The 19,227-nt window shown below is 58.0% G+C and carries 14 protein-coding genes and 1 tRNA gene; 10 read left to right on the top strand and 5 right to left on the bottom strand.

Annotated features, from left to right (window positions below; translation table 11 throughout):
- The first annotated feature begins 32 nt into the window (after positions 1-32).
- Positions 33-4,769 carry a DNA glycosylase AlkZ-like family protein gene (locus tag P4G45_RS08370; RefSeq protein WP_348269238.1) on the top strand — a complete coding sequence of 1,579 codons (4,737 nt, stop codon included), beginning with the start codon at positions 33-35 and terminating at the stop codon, positions 4,767-4,769.
- 92 nt (positions 4,770-4,861) lie between these two features.
- Here P4G45_RS08370 and P4G45_RS08375 read toward each other — a convergent pair whose 3' ends face one another.
- A complete protein-coding gene (locus P4G45_RS08375; RefSeq protein WP_348266024.1) occupies positions 4,862-5,470 on the bottom strand; it encodes a hypothetical protein in 609 nt (202 codons plus the stop codon).
- 10 nt (positions 5,471-5,480) lie between these two features.
- Positions 5,481-6,059, bottom strand: a complete 579-nt coding sequence (locus P4G45_RS08380) for a hypothetical protein (RefSeq protein ID WP_348266025.1) — start codon at positions 6,057-6,059, stop codon at positions 5,481-5,483.
- 147 nt (positions 6,060-6,206) lie between these two features.
- On the opposite strand from P4G45_RS08380, the gene P4G45_RS08385 reads away from it, so the two are divergent.
- The 5 genes from P4G45_RS08385 to P4G45_RS08405 all read left to right on the top strand — a co-directional run bounded on the left by P4G45_RS08385 (position 6,207) and on the right by P4G45_RS08405 (position 11,644).
- The gene (locus P4G45_RS08385) at positions 6,207-7,085 is read left to right on the top strand and encodes a DNA-formamidopyrimidine glycosylase family protein (RefSeq protein ID WP_348266026.1); all 879 of its coding nucleotides are present in this window, start codon (positions 6,207-6,209) and stop codon (positions 7,083-7,085) included.
- Positions 7,086-7,167: 82 nt separating this feature from the next.
- Positions 7,168-7,380, top strand: a complete 213-nt coding sequence (locus P4G45_RS08390) for a heavy-metal-associated domain-containing protein (protein ID WP_348266027.1) — start codon at positions 7,168-7,170, stop codon at positions 7,378-7,380.
- 10 nt (positions 7,381-7,390) lie between these two features.
- Positions 7,391-9,784 (top strand): heavy metal translocating P-type ATPase, encoded by a 2,394-nt coding sequence (locus P4G45_RS08395; RefSeq protein ID WP_348266028.1) that lies wholly within the window; start codon positions 7,391-7,393, stop codon positions 9,782-9,784.
- Between the two features lie 91 nt (positions 9,785-9,875).
- Positions 9,876-10,151, top strand: a complete 276-nt coding sequence (locus P4G45_RS08400; RefSeq protein WP_348269239.1) for a metal-sensitive transcriptional regulator — start codon at positions 9,876-9,878, stop codon at positions 10,149-10,151.
- A gap of 35 nt (positions 10,152-10,186) precedes the next feature.
- Positions 10,187-11,644, top strand: coding sequence for a glycosyl hydrolase family 79 C-terminal domain-containing protein (locus tag P4G45_RS08405; protein WP_348266029.1), 1,458 nt, complete (start codon positions 10,187-10,189; stop codon positions 11,642-11,644).
- Positions 11,645-11,683: 39 nt separating this feature from the next.
- Here the strand turns inward: P4G45_RS08405 and P4G45_RS08410 are convergent.
- Both P4G45_RS08410 and P4G45_RS08415 read right to left on the bottom strand, forming a co-directional pair.
- Positions 11,684-11,759 (bottom strand) — tRNA-Lys (locus P4G45_RS08410).
- Positions 11,760-11,834: 75 nt separating this feature from the next.
- Positions 11,835-13,412 carry a hypothetical protein gene (locus tag P4G45_RS08415; RefSeq protein WP_348266030.1) on the bottom strand — a complete coding sequence of 526 codons (1,578 nt, stop codon included), beginning with the start codon at positions 13,410-13,412 and terminating at the stop codon, positions 11,835-11,837.
- Positions 13,413-13,612: 200 nt separating this feature from the next.
- Here P4G45_RS08415 and P4G45_RS08420 point away from each other — a divergent pair, with 200 nt between their 5' ends.
- The 4 genes from P4G45_RS08420 to thiS all read left to right on the top strand — a co-directional run bounded on the left by P4G45_RS08420 (position 13,613) and on the right by thiS (position 17,799).
- A complete protein-coding gene (locus tag P4G45_RS08420) occupies positions 13,613-14,620 on the top strand; it encodes a lysylphosphatidylglycerol synthase transmembrane domain-containing protein (RefSeq protein ID WP_348266031.1) in 1,008 nt (335 codons plus the stop codon).
- Positions 14,621-15,031: 411 nt separating this feature from the next.
- The gene (locus P4G45_RS08425) at positions 15,032-17,035 is read left to right on the top strand and encodes a DALR anticodon-binding domain-containing protein (RefSeq protein WP_348266032.1); all 2,004 of its coding nucleotides are present in this window, start codon (positions 15,032-15,034) and stop codon (positions 17,033-17,035) included.
- Between the two features lie 181 nt (positions 17,036-17,216).
- Complete coding sequence (locus tag P4G45_RS08430) at positions 17,217-17,537, top strand: hypothetical protein (RefSeq protein ID WP_348266033.1); 321 nt, start codon at positions 17,217-17,219, stop codon at positions 17,535-17,537.
- A gap of 43 nt (positions 17,538-17,580) precedes the next feature.
- Entirely contained in the window at positions 17,581-17,799 is a 219-nt protein-coding gene (gene thiS / locus P4G45_RS08435; protein WP_348266034.1) for a sulfur carrier protein ThiS, read from the top strand.
- A gap of 48 nt (positions 17,800-17,847) precedes the next feature.
- Here the strand turns inward: thiS and P4G45_RS08440 are convergent, their stop codons facing one another.
- Positions 17,848-19,044: a glycosyltransferase family 4 protein gene (locus P4G45_RS08440; protein ID WP_348266035.1), complete on the bottom strand. Its 1,197-nt coding sequence runs from the start codon at positions 19,042-19,044 to the stop codon at positions 17,848-17,850.
- Between the last annotated feature and the right edge of the window lie 183 nt (positions 19,045-19,227).

The raw sequence follows: 19,227 nt of genomic DNA on the forward strand, positions 1-19,227 counted from the left end.
GCTTTGGACGCATCTTATATAGTGTGCCAAAGGTGCCGCGAGCTTCCTCCAATTCGAAAAAGGTAGGCGTAGCGACACCGTCGAGTGCGGACGCTGCGCTTTCGTTGTTTCATCCGATTACGGCGAAGTGGTTCAGGGCTGTGTTTGAGGCGCCGACGGCTCCGCAGATCGAGGGGTGGCCGGCGATTGCGCGTGGCGAGTCGACGCTGATTCTGGCGCCGACGGGAACGGGCAAGACGCTGACGGCGTTTCTGTGGTGCCTCGATCGATTGATGCTGCGGACGGCTGCGGATGCAGCGCGAGGGTGCAGGGTCGTGTATCTGTCGCCTTTGAAGGCATTGGCGGCTGATGTGGAGAGGAATCTGCGCTCGCCGTTGGCCGGGATCGCCAATATGGCGAAGCGCGAGGGTGTGGAGGTGCGGATTCCGGAGATCAGTGTTCGCACCGGAGACACGCCGCAGAAGGAGCGGGCGAGGTTTCGGCGGCATCCGGGAGAGATTCTGATTACGACTCCAGAGAGCTTGTATCTGCTGCTGACTTCGGAGGCTGGTGAGTCGCTGCGGACGGTGGAGACTGTGATTGTGGATGAGATTCACGCGCTGGTGCCGAGCAAGCGTGGGGCGCACATGGCGGTTTCGCTGGAACGGCTGGAGGCTTTGACTGGACGGCGGCTGCAGAGGATTGGGTTGTCGGCTACGCAGAGGCCGTTGGAGGAGGTGGCTCGATTTCTGGGGGGAGCGGAGGGGCAGGGAAGTGTAACCGATACGGTTACAGAAGAACCGCTGGCCAATGTGTTGATGGATGCGGCCAGCGACGATGGGGTGAAGGCGGATGTGGGGGTGAATGCTCCGCGATATCGTCCGGTGACAGTGGTGAATGCGGGGGCGCGGAAGGTGCTGGAGCTGAAGGTGGAGGTTCCGGTGGAGGATATGGCTCGGCTGGGTGAGATTGAAGAACAGCCGAGCGGGCCGGCTTCGCAGGGGCCGAAGCGGACTTCGATCTGGCAGTCGATCTATCCGCGGTTGCTGGAGATTATTCAAGGAAGGACTTCGACACTGATCTTCGTGAATGCGCGACGGGTGGCGGAGCGGCTTGCCGGAGCGCTGAATGATTTGGCTGGGGAGGCGATTGCGCGTGCGCATCATGGGTCGCTGGCGGCGGCGCAACGGAGCGAGATTGAGGAGATGTTGAAGGCGGGGAAGATCAAAGCGCTGATCGCTACTTCCTCGCTGGAGTTGGGCATCGATATGGGGGCGATTGATCTGGTGATTCAGATTGAAGCTCCGCCTTCGGTAGCGAGTGGGATGCAAAGGATTGGACGGGCGGGGCACCAGGTGGGCGCGCCTTCGCATGGGATTATCTTTCCGAAGTATCGCGCGGATTTAATTGCGTGCGCGGCGGTCACGCGGGCGATGCATGAGGGCCATGTGGAGTCGACGCGGTTTCTGCGGAATCCGCTGGATGTACTGGCGCAGCAGATGGTGGCGGTGATTGCGCATCCTCCTCTGGGTGTTGCGGATGCGGAGAGGCGGACGGCGCATAAGTCGGAGGAGGAGGAGAGTCCGGGGATCAGCTATGAGGCTCTGTTTGCGCTGATGCGGAGTGCGGCTCCGTTTGCGGGTTTGAGCCGGAGTGTCTTCAATGGCGTGCTGGATATGCTGGCGGGACGGTATCCGTCGGATGAATTTGCGGAGTTGCGGCCGAGGGTGACGTGGGACCGAACGCGGAACTGGATAACACCGCGTGCGGGGGTGAAGCGGATTGCAATCTTGAACGGTGGGACGATTCCTGATCGCGGCACGTATGGGGTTTTTCTGGCGGGGGAACGGAGTAAGCCGGTTCGTGTGGGCGAGCTGGATGAGGAGATGGTGTTTGAGACGAAGCCGGGCGAGGTGTTTACGCTGGGTGCTTCGGCGTGGAGGATTGAAGAGATTACGCATGACCGCGTACTGGTTTTGCCTGCTCCGGGTGAGGCGGGGAAGATGCCGTTCTGGCATGGGGATCGTGCGGGCAGGCCGCTGGAGTTTGGGCGCAGGATTGGTGCGCTGGTGCGGGAGCTGCGCGAGACTCCGCGAAGTGTGGCGATTACGCGGCTGACGCAGGAGCATGATCTGGAGGCTGGGGCTGCGGAGAACGTGCTGCGGTATCTGGCGGACCAGGAGCTGGCTACGACGGTTGTGCCGGATGACCGGAACATTGTGATCGAGCGCGTGCGCGATGAGTTGGGTGACTGGCGCGTGTGTGTGCTGACGCCGTTTGGCAGCAGGATTCATGCGCCGTGGGCGATGGCGGCTACGGCGAAGATTCGCGCTCATGGTGGACCGGCTGTCGAGACGATGTGGAGCGAGGATGGGTTTGTGCTGCGGTTTCCGGAGACGGAGGAGGCTCCTGCGATAGAGCCGATTTTGCTGGCTCCGGAAGAGGCTGCGGAGCTGGTGCTGCAACAGTTGGGATCGACGGCGCTGTTTGCGGCGAAGTTTCGCGAGAGCGCGGCGCGGGCTTTGCTGTTGCCGAGACGGCGGATGGATGGGCGAACTCCGCTGTGGCAGCAGAGGAAGCGGTCGTATGACCTGTTGAGTGTGGCCAGCCGATATCCTTCGTTTCCGATATTGCTGGAGGCTTATCGTGAGTGCCTGCGGGATGTGTTCGATATGCCTGCGCTGATGGAGACGCTGCGGCTGATGGCGAACCGGTCGGTGCGCGTGTATACGGTGGACTCGCGGACGCCGAGCCCGTTTGCATCGGCATTACTGTTCAGCTATGTGGCGAACTATATCTATGACGGCGATGCTCCGCTGGCGGAGAGGAGGGCGCAGGCGCTCTCAATCGATCAGGACCAGTTGCGGGAATTGATGGGCGATGCAGATCTTCGCGAGTTGCTGGATGCAAATGCGATTGAGGAGACGGAAGAGCAGTTGCAATGCATCGTCGAGAACTACAAGGCGCGGACGATGGATGGGGTGCATGATCTGCTGTTGCGGCTTGGGGATTTGACGCGGGATGAGCTGCGGGCGCGGTGTGTGAGCGATGCGGTGGCGGAGAGCGTTACAAAGCTGATGCGGGCGCGGCGGGTGCTGGAGGTTCAGTTTGCTGGAGCGAAACGGTTGATTGCGGTGGAGGACGCAGCGCGGTATCGGGATGCGCTTGGAGTGCCTTTGCCGCCGGGACTGCCTACGGCATTTTTAGAGGCGGCTCCGGAGGCGGTGGTCGATCTGCTGCGACGATATGCGAGGACGCATGGGCCGTTTACTTCGCATGATGCTGCCGGACGTTTTGATCTGCCTGTGGAGAGTGTTGACGCCGTATTGCAGCGGCTGGTGCAGACAGGGCGAGTTGTGGAGGGTGGATTTCGTCCGGGTGGGATTCATCGCGAGTGGTGCGATAACGAGGTGCTGCGAACGATTCGGCGGAAGTCGCTGGCGCAGTTGCGTAAAGAGGTCGAACCCGTTGAACAGCGAACGCTGGCGCGGTTGCTGACGCGGTGGCAGGGTGTGGTGCAGCCGCGACGAGGGCTCGATGCTCTGCTGGATGTGATTGAGAATTTGCAGGGCGCCCCGCTGCCAGCTTCGATTCTGGAGACGGAGATTCTGCCGACGCGATTACTGGGATATAAGCCTGCTGATCTGGATACTTTGATTGCTGCGGGCGAGGTGGTTTGGGTGGGGCTTGATCCCATTGGCGAGCGAGATGGACGGATTGGACTTTACCTCGCGGAGAAGTTGCCGGGGCTTTGGAATGCAGGAAACCAAGAGCAGGGAACGGCGATCAGTGAACGAGCGGAGAAGGTGATTGCGTATCTGCGGGAACGGGGGGCTTCGTTCTTTCAGGATTTGCATGATGGGGTTGGGGGAGGGTATCCGGGAGAGACGCTGGATGCGTTGTGGGAGCTGGTTTGGAAGGGATTGGTGACAAACGATGGGATGGCTGCGCTGCGGGCTTATTGCGAGCGGCCGGCTACGAGTGCGCGTAAGCAGCGGCGGGTACATCAGCAGACGGGATTTCGTTCGCGGCGGACAACTCCGCCTACGGCGCAGGGACGATGGGCTTTGCAGTCGGCGGCGTTTGTGGCAGACTGGTCGGCGACAGCGTGGAGTCATGCGATGGCGCAACAGTTATTGACGCGGTATGGTGTGGTGTTTCGTGAGACGGCACATGCGGAGAATCTGCCGGGTGGCTTTTCTGCGATTTATGACGTGATGAAGGCGCTGGAGGAGAGTGGCAAGATTCGTCGTGGATATTTTGCGGCAGATCTGGGGGCGACTCAGTTTGCTTTACCGGCTGCGGTGGATCTGCTGCGGTCGCTTCGGGTGCAGCAGGAGCCGGAGCGTTCGGAGATGTTGCAGTTGGCGGCTACCGATCCGGCGAATCCTTATGGAGCGCTGCTGCGATGGCCTGCACCTCCGGATGCGGGGTCTTCGCTGACGCGGAGTGTGGGAGCGCAGGTGATCTTATGCAATGGAGAGCTTGTAGCTTATCTGCGTCGGGGCAACCCGAATGTGCAGGCGTTTCTGCCGGAGGAGGAGCCGCAGCGGTCGCATGTGATGCGCAGTCTGGCGGAGTTTCTGGTGAAACGCGTGCAGGCCCTGGAGGATGAGAATAGTCGGGCTGGAATGCTGATTGCGATGGTAAATGGGATTGCGGTGGCGGAGCATCCGATGGCCCGGGCATTGCTGGATGCGGGCTTTGCAGCGGGGGCGATGGGGTTCAATGTGAGGCGGGGACTGCCGCATCTGCCGGGGGTTCGTGGCGATGCGAGAGCGAATGCGTGAGCACTAAAATTAGCGAAAAATGTGGGCTGAATATTCTGTGAGAGATATTCAGCCCACCATCATGCTGGCAGATGTCGATTGCGGCCAGCCGATTATGGAAGCGATTCAGAGCAGGAACTCGCGAGGACCAACTGGCGGACATTCGTCAGGCTGGCCTGCATATCTGCGACGAGCGAAGCGAGCGGCAACTTCGGATTGTTCCCCAGGAGTGTAGGCAGCTTTGCGACCTTGGTTGACATTGTCGCGACGTCCTGGGTCAGCATGTCCTTCGGACCTCCGATTCTGATGATGTCGCGGATGTCCTGGCTATAGAGCTGCATTCCCACAAGCGTATTGTTGTTGATGGTGTAGGTACTGGCGTTTGCTGGATTCGCAGTTTCAGCCGCTGTGTAGATCTGTTGCGTGTAGAGCAGGTTTGCATAGACATGATTCATCGCACTGATTGCGTTTGAATAACCGTCACAACTGGCGGGTGGACTCGTCGTTGAACCCGAGCCAGGGTTTGTGATGGGGCCAGTTGACGAGCCACCCGACGGATCGCCAACTGTAACCGGCGGCAGTCCAGGATCTCCTGTTGGAGGCTGAATTGGTGAGCTGGGTGCGGTGGTGAGTACCACCTTGAAGATGATGGTCCGTGGCGTGGGGGTCTGGGCGGCGAGCGGTGCAGCCACCATAAGAAGTAAACCCAGGAACGATTTCACAGGTGGCCTCTTAGTGGAGCTGCTGAATGCTGAGTGATGCGCTGATTACGCTTAGGGGAGAAGGGGAATCGACGTACGTGAATAGCCGAACTGCAGTGCCCGCAGTAAATTGAACAATTCGGGTATTCATAATTACATTTCGCATTCCGTTTGTGGTGGTCCAGAGAAAGTCCGGGTTATCGACGTTCGTTGGATTGACACCCTGGCCGTAGCTGACGCCAGGGGGGACGCCATCGGCAAGACGGACATGCGACACAATGAGGTAGGTGCCAGTGGTAGGAATGACGTAGGAGTTAGTAGTCCAGTTCCACGCTGACGCGGTGTCGGTAACTACGGTGTCCATGGGGACCGTAGTGAAGGCAGTACCAGCATTTAATATTCCAGAGGTGTTCGTAGCGGTGACGACAAACGACGCGAGCGGAACGGATGTGGGGGCGGTGGTTCCTGGCGGCACGGCAACGGAGACGGGAACGGTAATGGTGGTGGTTGTGCCATCTTGCACGGAGGTGAGCGTGCCGACGGTAACTGACTGGGCGCCAGCCAAGGTAGAGACAGATAATATAACTGCAAGTAATTTCAACTTATACATGGACTAGCTCCCTCGGGAAGTACAGATATGATTTTGGGAAGATTTGAATTGCTATGCGATGAGAGTAACTACCTGTTTGATTTGTAAGAATTGCACATTCAGGTAAGTCGAGCGGCCCAAACGGGGTATGTCAGGGAAGGAAGTTGTATGCCTGAGGGCGATACCATCTATCGTGCGGCCCGGGCTCTGCAAAGGGCGATTGGCGGCAAGGCGGTGACCGGTTTTGAGACGGGGCTGGCTAAGCTGGCACGAGTGAATGACGATTCTCCTCTGGTGGGACGGATCGTAGAGAAGGTAGAGTCGCGGGGGAAGTGGCTGCTGATTTATTTTTCCGGCGACCTTATTTTGGTTACACACATGCTGATGAGCGGAAGTTGGCATCTCTACCGGCCGGGGGAACGGTGGCGGATGGGGCGGAGCCGGATGCGCGTGGTGATTCGTGCGGGAGATGGCGATGGGGATTGGGAGGCGGTGGCCTTCAACGTGCCGATTGCGGAGTTTCATACGGCGCGATCACTGGAGCGGAATACTCAGATACCTAAGCTTGGGCCGGATATTCTTGCGGCTGAGTTTACAGTGGCCGGTGGAGTGGCGCGGTTGGCTGCCTATGGACGGGAGCATCCCGATGCGGAGATTGCGGTAGTGCTGCTGAATCAGCGGGTGCTGGCGGGTTTGGGGAATGTTTATAAGAGCGAGGTGGCGTTTGCTGCGGGAGTGAATCCGTTTCGGGCGATGCGGACGATTACGCCCAAAGATATGGAGACGATGGTGGACTTCGCGCAGCGCTATATGAAGGCGAATGTAGTGGATGGGAAGGGGGATGGGATTGTCACGTACTCGGGTAATCGGAGGACGACCCATGCCATGAACCGTGAAGAGAGGCTTTGGGTGTACCGGCGACAGGGGCAGGAGTGCCGGAGATGCGGCGCTACAGTGATGATGCGAAAGCAGGGGGAGCAGGCCCGGTCGACTTACTGGTGTCCGGCGTGCCAGCCGTGGATTGAGCCGGCTTTGGAAGATCAGTGAAGACTGACCGTTAGTTAAATATCTGATATTTTTCATACCCCTGGGGGCTATTTACATCTAACATGGTGTGAGGAGCTAAAACATGGAAAACACACTGAAACTTTCGATTGATGGCATGCACTGCGGAGCTTGCGTGAGCAGGGTTACGACTGCGCTGAAAGGTGTGGAAGGAGTTGAGGTTGGAACGGTGGATGTGGGGTCGGCCTCGGTTGGATTTGATCCCGCAAAGACATCCATCGAGAAGATCACTGCGGCGGTAGATCATATCGGATTTTCGGCGCGCGTCGCAGATTGAGGTGCATGGTATGGCGCATGGGTTAATGAGTGAGGAAGCAGGGAAGACCACGCTGGAGCGTGTCGAAATTCCCGTCACCGGGATGACCTGTGCGGCGTGTCAGTCGTTTGTGCAGCGAACGCTTCAGGGAGAGGCAGGGGTGCAGAGTGCGAGCGTGAATCTTATGCTGCACCGTGCCGCTGTCACCTTTGATCCGGGGGTGGTGTCGGCGTCGAAGCTGGTCGAAAAGATTCGCAGTACAGGATATGGGGCGGAACTGCCGGTGCTGGACGAATCGGTTTTGGATGCTCAGGAGAGGAATGACGAGGAGCAACGAAGCGAATATCGACAGTTGCGCTGGAAGGCCGGGGTGAGTGTTGCGGCTGGCGTAGTTGCCATGATTGTGTCGATGCCGTTGATGAGTATGAATAGCGTGGGCGGCATGGAGCGCATGAAAGACCCGTTCCTGAACTGGTCGATGCGAGTGCTCGATTCGGCGCTGCGTAAGGCGATGCCCTGGATGTATTCGGTTGATGCGAGCGCTATTCGCTGGTTTTTGTTTGCGCTGGCGGTATTGGTTGCGGGATGGGCGGGGCGGCGTTTCTATGTCAAGGCGTGGTCGGCTCTACTGCATAAGACAGCGGACATGAATACGCTGATTGCGCTGGGCACGGGTGCGGCGTTTCTCTATTCAGCCGCGAGCACGATTGCGCCGGGATACTTTGTCGCGCATGGCATCGCGCCTGATGTTTATTTTGAAGCGGGCATCCTGATTATCGGCTTGGTGCTGGTTGGCAATATGCTTGAGAGCCGAGCCAAGGGGCAGACGGCGGTGGCATTGCGCAAGCTGGTGCAGCTGCAACCAAAGACGGCGCGCGTGCTTCGGGACGGCGCGGAGCATGATTTGCCCGTAGACCAGATTCAACATGGCGATTTGATTCTGGTGCGTCCCGGCGAGCGTATTCCTGCGGATGGCGAGGTTGTCTCCGGCCAGAGCAGCGTGGATGAGTCGATGCTTACGGGAGAGTCGCTGCCCGTTGAAAAGAGAGCGCAGGACCGGGTAATCGGCGGCACGCTCAATCAGCAGGGAGCGTTGCAATACCGTGCGACCATGCTGGGAGCGCAGAGTATGCTAGCGCAGATTGTGCGGCTTCTGCGGGAGGCGCAGGGGTCGCGTGCGCCGATTCAGCGGCTTGCAGACCGGGTGAGTGCGATCTTTGTGCCTTCGGTGCTGGGCATTGCCGTTTTGACCTTTGTAGCGTGGCGGTTCTTTGCGCCGGGCGCGGGCATCATGCAGGCTTGTGCCGCCGCCGTGACGGTGTTGGTGATTGCTTGTCCTTGTGCGATGGGATTGGCTGTTCCTACGGCTGTGATGGTGGCGACTGGGCGCGGCGCGACCTTTGGTCTGCTTGTAAAAGGGGGCGAGGCGCTGCAGCGCCTTGAGAAGATTGATACGGTCGTGCTTGACAAGACCGGCACCATCACCGCTGGACGTCCAGAGGTGACAGACGTCCTGGTGGCATCGTCGACGGGGTTGGATGAGCAGCATCTCAAAGAGCGTTTGGTGCGACTTGCTGCTGCGCTGGAACGCGCCAGTGAACATCCTCTGGGCGCGGCTGTGGTTCACTATGCGCGGCAGCAGAACCTGGTATTAGAGGAGCCGGAGAGCTTTGCATCACAGGCCGGCTTCGGCATCTCGGGCGTTGTCGAAGGAAGAGCGACGTTGGTGGGCAATGACTCGTTGATGGAACAGAACGGAATCTCTGTTGCGCCGCTGCAAGCGAGTGCGGAACGGCTGGCGGAGGAGGGAAAGACACCGCTGTGGATTGCGATCGACGGCGCTTTGGAGGGAGTGATCGCCGTCGCCGATACGGTGAAGCCTGCGTCTATCGGAGCGATCCGACAGTTTCATCGTGAGGGTCTTCGCGTGGTGATGCTGACAGGGGATAACGAGCGGACAGCGCGTGCGATTGCGCGCGAAGTCGGCGTGGACGATGTGATTGCAGGCGTGCTTCCGGCGGGAAAGGTCGATGCGATTAAGCGATTGCAGGCTGAGGGTCGCGTCGTTGCCATGGTGGGCGATGGCGTCAATGATGCTCCCGCGCTGGCGCAGGCAGATGTAGGCGTTACGATGGGGACGGGCGCGGACGTGGCAATGGAAGCGGGCGACGTAACCCTGATGCATAGCGAACTGACCGGGGTTGCGGCGGCCATCGCACTTTCACGCGCCACCATGCGCGTGATTCGGCAAAATCTCTTCTGGGCATTCGTATATAACGTGGTTGGGATTCCGCTGGCTGCTGGAGCGTTTTATCCTGTCTTTGGCCTGCTGCTGAGTCCTGTGCTTGCAAGCGCGGCGATGGCCCTCAGTTCGTTTAGTGTTGTGATGAACAGCCTGCGACTGCGCCGACTGCGGCTCGCATAAGGAAGATATGGCTACGAAGAAAGCTGCGTCGAAAGATCGTCGCGTTGCGGAAGAATCCTGCGATGAGGCTGCCGGTCGCAAGGCGGTGGGCGTGGACCCGGAGCTCAAGGCTTCCAATCTACGTCGCCTGCGCCGCATCGAAGGCCAGATTCGCGGGCTGCACCGGATGGTCGATGAAGACAGATATTGCGCCGATATTCTTATTCAGGTCTCTTCCGTGCAGGAGGCGCTGCGGTCGGTCGCTCGGGCCTTGATGCGCAATCACCTGACGCACTGCGCCACCCATGCCATCAGCGAAGGGTCGGAAGAAGAAAAGAAGGCGATGTATGACGAGCTGCTGGAGATGATCTACAAAAATGCTCGCTAAAGCAGCATAGCTTGGGATTGAAGATTAGGAAAAGAATGATCAAAAATACAGGCACCAATCGTAGAACTTTTCTTGCGGGGACAGCTCTCGCATGTGGCGAGATATTTTCAAAGAAGGCTTTCGGAGCTTTCAGCACGACGACTGGGGCTTATCCTATACGGGTTGCGCTAGACTCGACGCGCACGATTGGCGCGATTCCATCGGACTTTACTGGTCTCGGCTTTGAGATCTCATCGGTGGCAGTGGCCAATCTGCTGACAGCGGCAAATCACACCTATGTACAACTCGTCCGTAACCTGGGGAAGAATGGAGTGATACGGATTGGCGGGAACACCTCCGATTACTCCTCTTATGAGCCACAAGGCAAGCTGCTTTCGACTCCCAAGGGGACCATTGTCAACGAGGATAGCCTTCGGCAGCTCGGGAGTTTTCTGGATGCTACCGGATGGAAGCTGATCTGGGGATTGAACCTCGGCAATAACACCGAACAGAATGCGGTTGAGGAAGCCCGTGCAATCGTGCGATTCACAAAAGATAAACTCCTTGCCTTCGAAATCGGCAATGAGCCTGACCTGTTCGGGCATGAGGGCCACAGACCACGCGGATACAGTTATGAGGACTATCTCGCCGACTATCGGCGCTATAAGTCTGCTATTCGCGCCGCGTTGCCCGGCGTTCCGCTTGCAGGCCCAGACGTGGCAGGGGCGACTGACTGGGCTATCCGCTTTGCAAAAGATGAGGGCAGCGACTTAAAGTTGCTGACCCACCACTATTACCGTGGCGGAGCCCGCAATCCGGCAAGCACGCTCGATCTGCTGCTGCAAAGCGATCTCAGGCTGGCACCGGATCTCGCGAAGATGAAACAGGCTGCCGACGGTGCATCGATTCCATTTCGTATCTGTGAAACAAACTCGTTCTCTGGCGGAGGCAAGCCGGGTGTGAGCGATACCCTTGGCTCCGCGCTATGGATGCTGGACTACATGTTGACGGTGGCCTGGAGCGGAGGCGGTGGTGTGAATATGGAGACCGGGGTTAATCAACTGGACTTCGTCAGCTCCTATTCGCCGATCAGCGATGATGGACATGGCATGTATGCTGCGGCTCCCGACTACTATGGGATGCTTGCTTTCGCGCAGGGTGGGCAGGGAGAGCGGCTTGCGCTCGACTACGATCCTGGACCGGTCAACGTCAAAATTTATGCCGCCGCCCAGGACCGGGGCCGCATGGTTTTGACGATCATCAATAAAGATGTCTCCCGCGATGTCGAGATTGAATTCAGCTCGGAGCAGCATTTCACCCATGCAAGCGTCATGCGTCTCCTTGGGCAAGGTCTTGAGAGCAGGTCGGGTGTGACTTTTGCCGGGGCCGCCGTCGGAGCGGACGGAACGTGGCGTCCGGCTAAAGTGGAATCCATTACGATTCGCGGGAAGGCTGGGAGGATTCAGATACCTGCAGGGAGTGCTGCCGTGGTTGCCGTAGAGGCAAGACCATAATCAACAACTTCAATATTGGGCTGCAAATTATTGAATTTATGGTGAGAGCGCTGGGGCTCGAACCCAGGACCAACGCCTTAAAAGGGCGATGCTCTACCAACTGAGCTACGCTCTCAAACCACATTACAAAGTTAGCACATTTAGGCGAGCAAATTGTGGAGGGAGGTCTCATCCCGGACCAGCGAACGGGTCAGGGCAGGCGGCAGACTTTGACCTCCGCATTGGTGTAGGCACAAGGGAACTCTGTGATCGCTTCTCGCTTCAGCACAACCCAGGTCACGCCCAGCGGTTTTAGCGCGGCGGTCCTTTGTGCGTCGGATTCAGTGTTGATCCTTGCTTGAACGATCTCCCCGGTCTGCCAGGCGGAGGTCAATTGCGGGGTGATGGAAGCCTCTCCTCCATCTTTGGAGTAGTCCGGCAATGCGCTTCGTTCGGCGATTGCGCGGAAACATTGTGCATCCTCGCCTGGTGCCGTAATGTAATGCGCATCGAGCGCGAAGAAGGCTGTCTTCGGCGTATTTTGTTTGATCCACAGGAATGCCTGCTCCCATTGGTTCTGAGAGGTCTTCCATGGCAGTTCGAGATGCGCGGAGTTGGCAAAGGTTCGTCGCTCGGCGGTGAACATGATTCCGGACAGCACGGAAAAAATGATGGCCCATCGCCAAAGGTGGCGTTGTAGGAGCCATTCCGCGAGCGCTGCGCCCACTGCCAGAATCATGACGATGTAGACAATTTGAAAGATTCGCAGCGGCTGGAGTCGGGCAACCGCGAGGGTCGCTGACTCCGGCCTTGCAAAGAGCAGCGCAACCGCCACGGCTACAACGCCGCATATCACTGACATGCGTGCAAGTGCTCTTCGCGCAGCGACAGTCTCTGGACAGACTCTGAAGCCAACGATCGAGAGAATTATTAACGGAGCGGCAAGCCCGAGCAGCTCATACCAATGCCAGGCCGCGAGGAACCAGTAGAAGCGCGTCGTCGCTACCTGCCGGTAGATCGTATCTGCGGGTGGAGAGAGTGCCTGTATTGCCGACGCTACTCCGAATGCGGTCAGGCACAGCACTATTGTTCCCCAGAGGCGGACCCGGCGAATTGGGGACAGCACGCAACCCAACACCAGCACGCAGCCAAACCCGTAGGCGGCCATCAATGGATGCATTGCCGCTGCGCAGACCAACGATGCGCCGCACAATGCCAATCCACGCAGCCGATTTCTCAGCTGGGTTGCGGAGGAAAGAAAATCGATCATGCCGACCAGCGCGAATAATACGCAGGGCGTCGAGAGGCTTCTCGCTGTGACGTAGGGGTCCATCAGCATGAGCGATGTTCCGGCAATTGGTAGCGTGATCCACGTCGCCACCAACGAGACCGCCCCCATGCGCGCCTCGACTGAGTCATAACATCTTGCCGCCAGTAGATAGGCAGCGAACAGAACCAGCCAGACGCTTGCGAGATGCAGCAACAGAAGTACAACCGGCAATCCAAGATGCGATTGGCGAACGAGTGCGGCCACCATTGGCGCAAAGAGTGAGAAACGCAGATGGCCGGTCACAAACCCCGGATCATGGGGATAGAGCGCGGGATCGAGCAGTCGCTTGATGCCGGCCATGTATAGGCCGCCGTCCTCGGCGTAAGGATGATAACCATGTATCAGAAGGACCGCGGCGGTCAGAAGGGTGACTAAGATGCTGGCGAAGCGAAGTTCGGGTTTACGAATAACTTTCGGTGAAAAAGGGGAGGGAATTGGGAATGTCGAAGTCGTTGCCAAGCGTGCCTGCTCCCATCTGGAAATTACAGTTTAAATAGCAGGCTATTCTCGCGGCCTTGTTTCTCTTAATCGTGGCTTGATCTGTTGCACAACGGCGAGATTTCGAGAGATTGAGGCGATAGCGACGGTACAATGAAAGTGCCTATGCCTAAATCACTCGCTTTTGGATTCGTTACTTTCAATGGGGAACTTGTCCCCGCATGAGTTCGTCAACCGGCGGTCGCAATCTTGTGAAGGTCGTCCCCGGCCTTCTTATCAGCGCTTTTTTTCTTTGGTACACGTTCAAGGGAATCTCCTTTTCGCAAATTCGCGCCTTACGTCTTGCGCACCCTGTCTGGATTCTGGGCGTGCTGGGTTTTACGCTGGCCAGCTATACGCTCCGCTGCGTCCGCTGGACACGGATGATGCGTTCGACAGGCGCCCGCTTTACCGTCTGCGCGCGCGTGCTGATGACTTCGCTCGCGGCCAATAATATTCTGCCATTTCGCATCGGCGATGTGATGCGCATCTTCACTTACGCGCCGGACCTGGGCGCTTCGCCATCCGTCATTCTCAGTACCGTCATTCTTGAAAAGCTTCTGGATGTCTTTGTTGTGGGTCTTATCTTCATCGCCACCATGGGGCGCGATCTTCCGGTTAAAATCCGTCACGGTGCTGACATTGCAGTCCTTATCTCCGTCGTCGGTCTTCTTATCTTTATGCTCGGAGCCGCGCACCTTGAAGCCCCCCTTCGCCGCATCTTCGCAAAGCTTCCAGCGAACAAGTTCGTCCAGAAACTAGAACACTGGCTTCTCCTTGCTGTAGATACACTCCGTCAGCAGGGAATTGCCGGTAACCTCTTTCTGCTACTGCAAAGCTTCACCATCTGGATCTGTGAAGGGATGATCTTCCTCACCGCCATCCATCTCGTCGGCCTCAGCACGGATGTCCTCGGCCCGTGGGAGGCAGTCTCCTTTGCAAATCTCTCCTACATGCTGCCCAGTTCACCTGGCGCCATCGGCACCTTTGAGTGGGCCGTGAAATCAGCACTGGCCAGCCACGGAACTCCGCACGCTCCAGCCGCCGTCTTTGGCCTGGCCATTCACGCCTGGTTGCTCGTGTCCATTACCGGAGCAGGCGGCCTGATCTTCCTCATCCATCGCTTCAAGATCCACAATCACAAGCCATTGCTTGAAGAGATTGAGACGCTGCCTACCGAACTTCCATGAACTGATTCTTCAGGTCCCCCCACCTGTACTTAAGTCCTAAAGTATTCGATCTAAATACGTTAAGTCTGGACTTCTACCGTAAGAAAAAACGCAGATTCTCCGCCTCTGGCGAAGAATGACAATGTTTTGGGTATAGCTTCCCTGGAACCGTCTTAAATGAAAAGGTCCGGCGCGATGCCGGACCTTCTGTTTTTTGTTCTGAATTAATTGTATCAAGGGTGTCAAGGGATGTCTGCTGAACTCAGGACAGCTTCCATGGTGTAAGGCTCCCCAAGCAGCAGATTCCTTTACTTCGCCGCGGAATGGCCAAAAAACAAACCGCTGCATCAATGGGTATCCGGCTCTCGACATTGAGAGTCAAGTAGACTCAATGAAGACCCATAACTCTTCTTTAAGCGGTGAACCTGAAGCATGTATCGCACAATTCAACAGTCCTTGCTGGCCCGTCTCCAGGCCATTCTGCTTGCAAAATACGACGTTACGATCGCCAGTTTAGCCATTGAGCAGCCCCCGAATATCGCTCTCGGCGAAGTGGCCCTGCCGGTGGCCTTTGAGCTGGCCAAGCGGCTGCGCAAGGCGCCGCGGGTCATCGCTGCGGAACTGGTGGCGGAGTTGCAGGAAGTTCTGCCGGAACTGGAAGGCGTTGCCAGCGTAGAGGTAGCTGGCGCCGGTTATCTCAACTTTCGACTGGATCGGACGGCTGTCGTCCGAAGCATCGCCGCGGATAAGCACGCCGATATCGGCGGCCCGGGCTTTCGGCTGGTCGAGCATACCAGCATCAATCCCAATAAAGCCGCGCATATTGGCCATCTTCGCAATGCGATCCTCGGCGATACCTTTCAGCGGCTGCTTCGCCCGGACAGCTATAAACGCGGCTACGAGGTTGGGGTCCAGAACTACATCGACAACACCGGCGTACAGGTTGCAGATGTTGTGGTTGGATTGGTTCATCTTGAAGGAAAGACGCTGGGGAGTACTCGCGAACTGCTTGCCGACCTCGCCAGTCGCGGCGAGCGTATCGACTTTTATTGCTGGGACCTCTATGCACGGGTCTCGCAGTGGTATACAGCAGACCCGGCGCAACTAGCGGCGCGCAAGCAGCTTCGGCTGGACACGCTTCATGCGCTTGAGGCGGGCGGCAATGAGACTGCTGCTATTGCCGATCTGATTTCTACGGCGGTTCTTCACCGGCATCTGGAGACGATGGAGCGGCTCAGCATTGAATATGATTTTCTACCGCGAGAGAGTGAGATTCTGCACCTTCATTTCTGGGACGCTGCGCGCGAGCTGATGATCGCCAAAGGCGTGCTCTACGAGGAGACTGAAGGCAAGAACAAGGGCTGCATGGTGATGCGCCGGGCAAGCTCAGAGGTTGATGCCGAAGCTACCGACGAAGATGCCAAGGTCATCGTCCGCTCGAACGGGACTGTCACTTATGTTGGCAAGGACATCGCCTATCATCTTTGGAAGTTCGGTCTGCTTCCGGGCAAGGACTTCGGTTATGTGAAGTTCCACGAGTATCCGACGCATACCTGCTGGATCTCTACAGATGGGGCGAGCGATCCCAGCCATCCGGTCTTTGGCAAAGCAGATGCAATTTATAACGTGATCGATTCGCGGCAGAACGATCCGCAGAATAACGTGGTGCAGGCGCTGCGGGGCATGGGCTTTACCGATGCCGCCGATCGCTACACCCACTTCAGCTATGAGATGGTTGCGCTCACTCCACGCTGCGCGATGGAGCTTGGTTACACCATCAGCGACGAAGACCGCGCGAAATCCTATATCGAGGTGAGCGGACGGAAGGGCTTCGGCGTGAAAGCCGATGATCTGCTGGACCAGTTGATCGCTGCTGCGCAGGCGGAGGTCGATACGCGGCATCCTGAGCTTGAACCTGAGGCGCGGCGTACCATTGCCACCCAGATCGGCGTCGGCGCACTGCGGTATTTCATGCTTCGCTTCACGCGAAATACTGTGATTGCCTTTGACTTCAAAGATGCGTTGAGCTTTGAGGGCGAGACCGGGCCTTATGTGCAGTACGCCATCGTGCGTGCCGCCAACATCTTTCGCAAGGGGGACACTACGGCAGAGGATTCGCTGGCCGCGATTGCGCGGCTCGATCTCTGCGCGATCCTTGACAGCGAAGAGGGAACCAGCCTGTGGGAGACCTGGCTGCTGGCCTCGAAGCTGACTTTGATGATCGAGCAAGGCATCGCTACGGCAGAGCCTGCCTATCTGGCCAAATACGCCTTCCAACTGGCGCAGCAGTTCAACAACTTCTACCATCGCCACCATGTGCTGAAGGAGACAGATCCCACTCGCAAGGCGCTGTTGCTGGCCACGGCCGCCGTCGCGCAGCGCGAGATGGTTCGCGCCCTGGGATATCTCGGGATTGAGGCGCCTGAACGTATGTAACGCGGAACGAAGGCAAGGTGGCCTGCGGGCTGTGCCATTATGGGACACCGCAGTTGTTACACCGCTTGATTTTTATTGACCAGCGGAGGCGCAGGGACAACAATCCTAGTTGCCGGACGAGTCTCAGGCTAAAGTCGCGAATGATGATGCCGATGAAGACTCTGACGGAGGATCGATTGGCATGTCCATTACTGCACCCTTTCCGGATTCGGCCCAGATGGTACGGACCGATGTGTTTCGTGAGCCGGCGACGCCGAAGCGGGTGATCCGTCGGCGCCCAAGCCAGACGCAGGGGCAGGCGCTTGAAAAACTGGGACGGGCGATAGAGTACCTGCTGGATTCGCGCCTGGCGCTGATTCATGAACCGTCGACGAAAGCCGATGTCGAAGCTTTGGATATTTTGATGCGTCTCAACCGATGTGTTTTCTCCGAGTGTGAGGAAATTGTTCCGGTAAGTCAGCGGCTGAAGTCATGGATGGCGAGCAGAGTGCGGGCTCATTAGGCGCAGGGAAGTCATGGCGCAGGTTTGCTACTCTGGAAGAGCTATGTCTCTTACGCTTGTTCTCAATGGCCAATCCCGCACCTTTGACGCTCTTTCACAGCCAGCGAGCCTCGATCTGGTGATCGCCGAACTTGGGCTGCAGGGAGATCGCGTGGCGGTGGAACATAATGGCCAGATCGTTCCTCGCAGTGCCTGGCCGCAGACGGGTGTGGCGGCTGAGGATCGGCTGGAAGTGGTCCATTTTGTGGGTGGCGGAAGCTAGTGTGCTTCCACAGATAAAAGATCCTACGCCTGCAGCGAGGGATCTTGGTTATAGCTTTTGTGGAATCGGTTCAGGGCGATTTGCAGATGGATGGCCCGCAATGAGGTCTTTAAGAACTGCCTCCCATTGGTTGCCGTAGTCGCCCCAGCCGCCGATGCTCTGGACACGGCGCAGGGCAGCTTCGCTCATTCTTGCTTGTAAAGCGGGATCGTCGGCCAGCTGCTGCATTCTTTCGGTGAGGGCGGAGACATCGCGGATAGGAACGATAAAGCCTTCGACGCTGTCCGTAAATAGGTCTTCGCCGCCGGTGTTGGTGGAGCAGAGGACGGGGCAGCCGCAGGCCAGCGCTTGACCTTGCACGAGGGCGAGGCCCTCTTCGAGGCTGGGAAGGACCATGACGTGGCTGGTGCTCATGAGTTTGGCCAGCACGTCCTGCTTGACGGAGCCTAGAAATTCCACATTTTCGCGAGGGAGACGGTCGAGCACGGTCTTGAGATCGGGATGGACCGTTCCGGCTACGCGCAGGCGTTTTGCGGGATGGCGGAGTTTGGCGAAGGCTTCTAGGAGGTAGGGAAATCCCTTGCGGAGGCCGACGGAGCCGGCGAAGAGGACCTGGAACTGGTCGGCTGGCGGCTCGCCGGTGCGGGTGAAGCGTTCGAGCCGGACGCCGTAGGGGATGACGCGGAGCTTCTCCGCAGGGATGCCGCTTTCGATGAAAGATCGGGCGGCGAAGCGCGAAGGGACGGTGATGGCGTCCGCTGCTTCGTAGATCTGCTCCTCGCGGAGGGTGTCGCGGATGTCGGAGATCGGTAGATTGACACCCCAGCGACGGTATTCGTCGGCGACTAGCTTTTCCTGATAGCGCTGGTGCGACGAGCCCCGGTCGCAGATGAATTTGCCGCCGCGCTGCTGGACGAGCCGTCCGGTCTTGAGTCCGGCACCGGAGATGGCGATGAAGGCGTCGCAAGGAGGAATGCGGCGGAGGGTCCACTCATCGAAGGCGAGCGCATTGGCATAGCCGATCTGGTCGCGGAGCCAGTACGCATCGAGTCCTGAACGGAGTAGGAGCATCTCCGAGGTATGGAGCCAGGGGAAGGTCTTTACTTTGGCGTGGTGGAGGCCTTCGCGCTTCAGCCGCGCCCAGGGCCAGGTGGAGTAGATGACTTCGAGGTGTCCGCGGCGTTCGAGTTCGCGAGCAAGCTCGAAGTGATGAAAGACGCCAAAGACAGCTTGAACAATTCGCATGGATTCTCGGGAGGAGGACTCAGTCGATAGTACCAAAGCAATACCGGCGGAGGAGGACTGGCCGGGGCTTAGGCACATCTACCGCCCGGCACGTTCACTGAAGCGAAGTCCTCCTCTATATTTTTATTGTGAAACATACGGCGAGAATCTCTGGTTTTACTTGAAAGGGTAGCCACCAAGAGC

Origin of the sequence: Edaphobacter paludis, from assembly GCF_039993895.1 — a bacterium.
GTDB lineage: Bacteria > Acidobacteriota > Terriglobia > Terriglobales > Acidobacteriaceae > Edaphobacter > Edaphobacter paludis.

What these genes read in the sequence shown, in the direction of transcription:
- P4G45_RS08440 (WP_348266035.1), bottom strand. Translation starts at nt 19,044, where the DNA reads ATGCGAATTGTTCAAGCTGTCTTTGGCGTCTTTCATCACTTCGAGCTT.
- P4G45_RS08395 (WP_348266028.1), top strand. Translation starts at nt 7,391, where the DNA reads ATGGCGCATGGGTTAATGAGTGAGGAAGCAGGGAAGACCACGCTGGAG.
- P4G45_RS08425 (WP_348266032.1), top strand. Translation starts at nt 15,032, where the DNA reads ATGTATCGCACAATTCAACAGTCCTTGCTGGCCCGTCTCCAGGCCATT.
- P4G45_RS08385 (WP_348266026.1), top strand. Translation starts at nt 6,207, where the DNA reads ATGCCTGAGGGCGATACCATCTATCGTGCGGCCCGGGCTCTGCAAAGG.
- P4G45_RS08380 (WP_348266025.1), bottom strand. Translation starts at nt 6,059, where the DNA reads ATGTATAAGTTGAAATTACTTGCAGTTATATTATCTGTCTCTACCTTG.
- P4G45_RS08390 (WP_348266027.1), top strand. Translation starts at nt 7,168, where the DNA reads ATGGAAAACACACTGAAACTTTCGATTGATGGCATGCACTGCGGAGCT.
- P4G45_RS08405 (WP_348266029.1), top strand. Translation starts at nt 10,187, where the DNA reads ATGATCAAAAATACAGGCACCAATCGTAGAACTTTTCTTGCGGGGACA.
- thiS (WP_348266034.1), top strand. Translation starts at nt 17,581, where the DNA reads ATGTCTCTTACGCTTGTTCTCAATGGCCAATCCCGCACCTTTGACGCT.
- P4G45_RS08420 (WP_348266031.1), top strand. Translation starts at nt 13,613, where the DNA reads ATGAGTTCGTCAACCGGCGGTCGCAATCTTGTGAAGGTCGTCCCCGGC.
- P4G45_RS08430 (WP_348266033.1), top strand. Translation starts at nt 17,217, where the DNA reads ATGTCCATTACTGCACCCTTTCCGGATTCGGCCCAGATGGTACGGACC.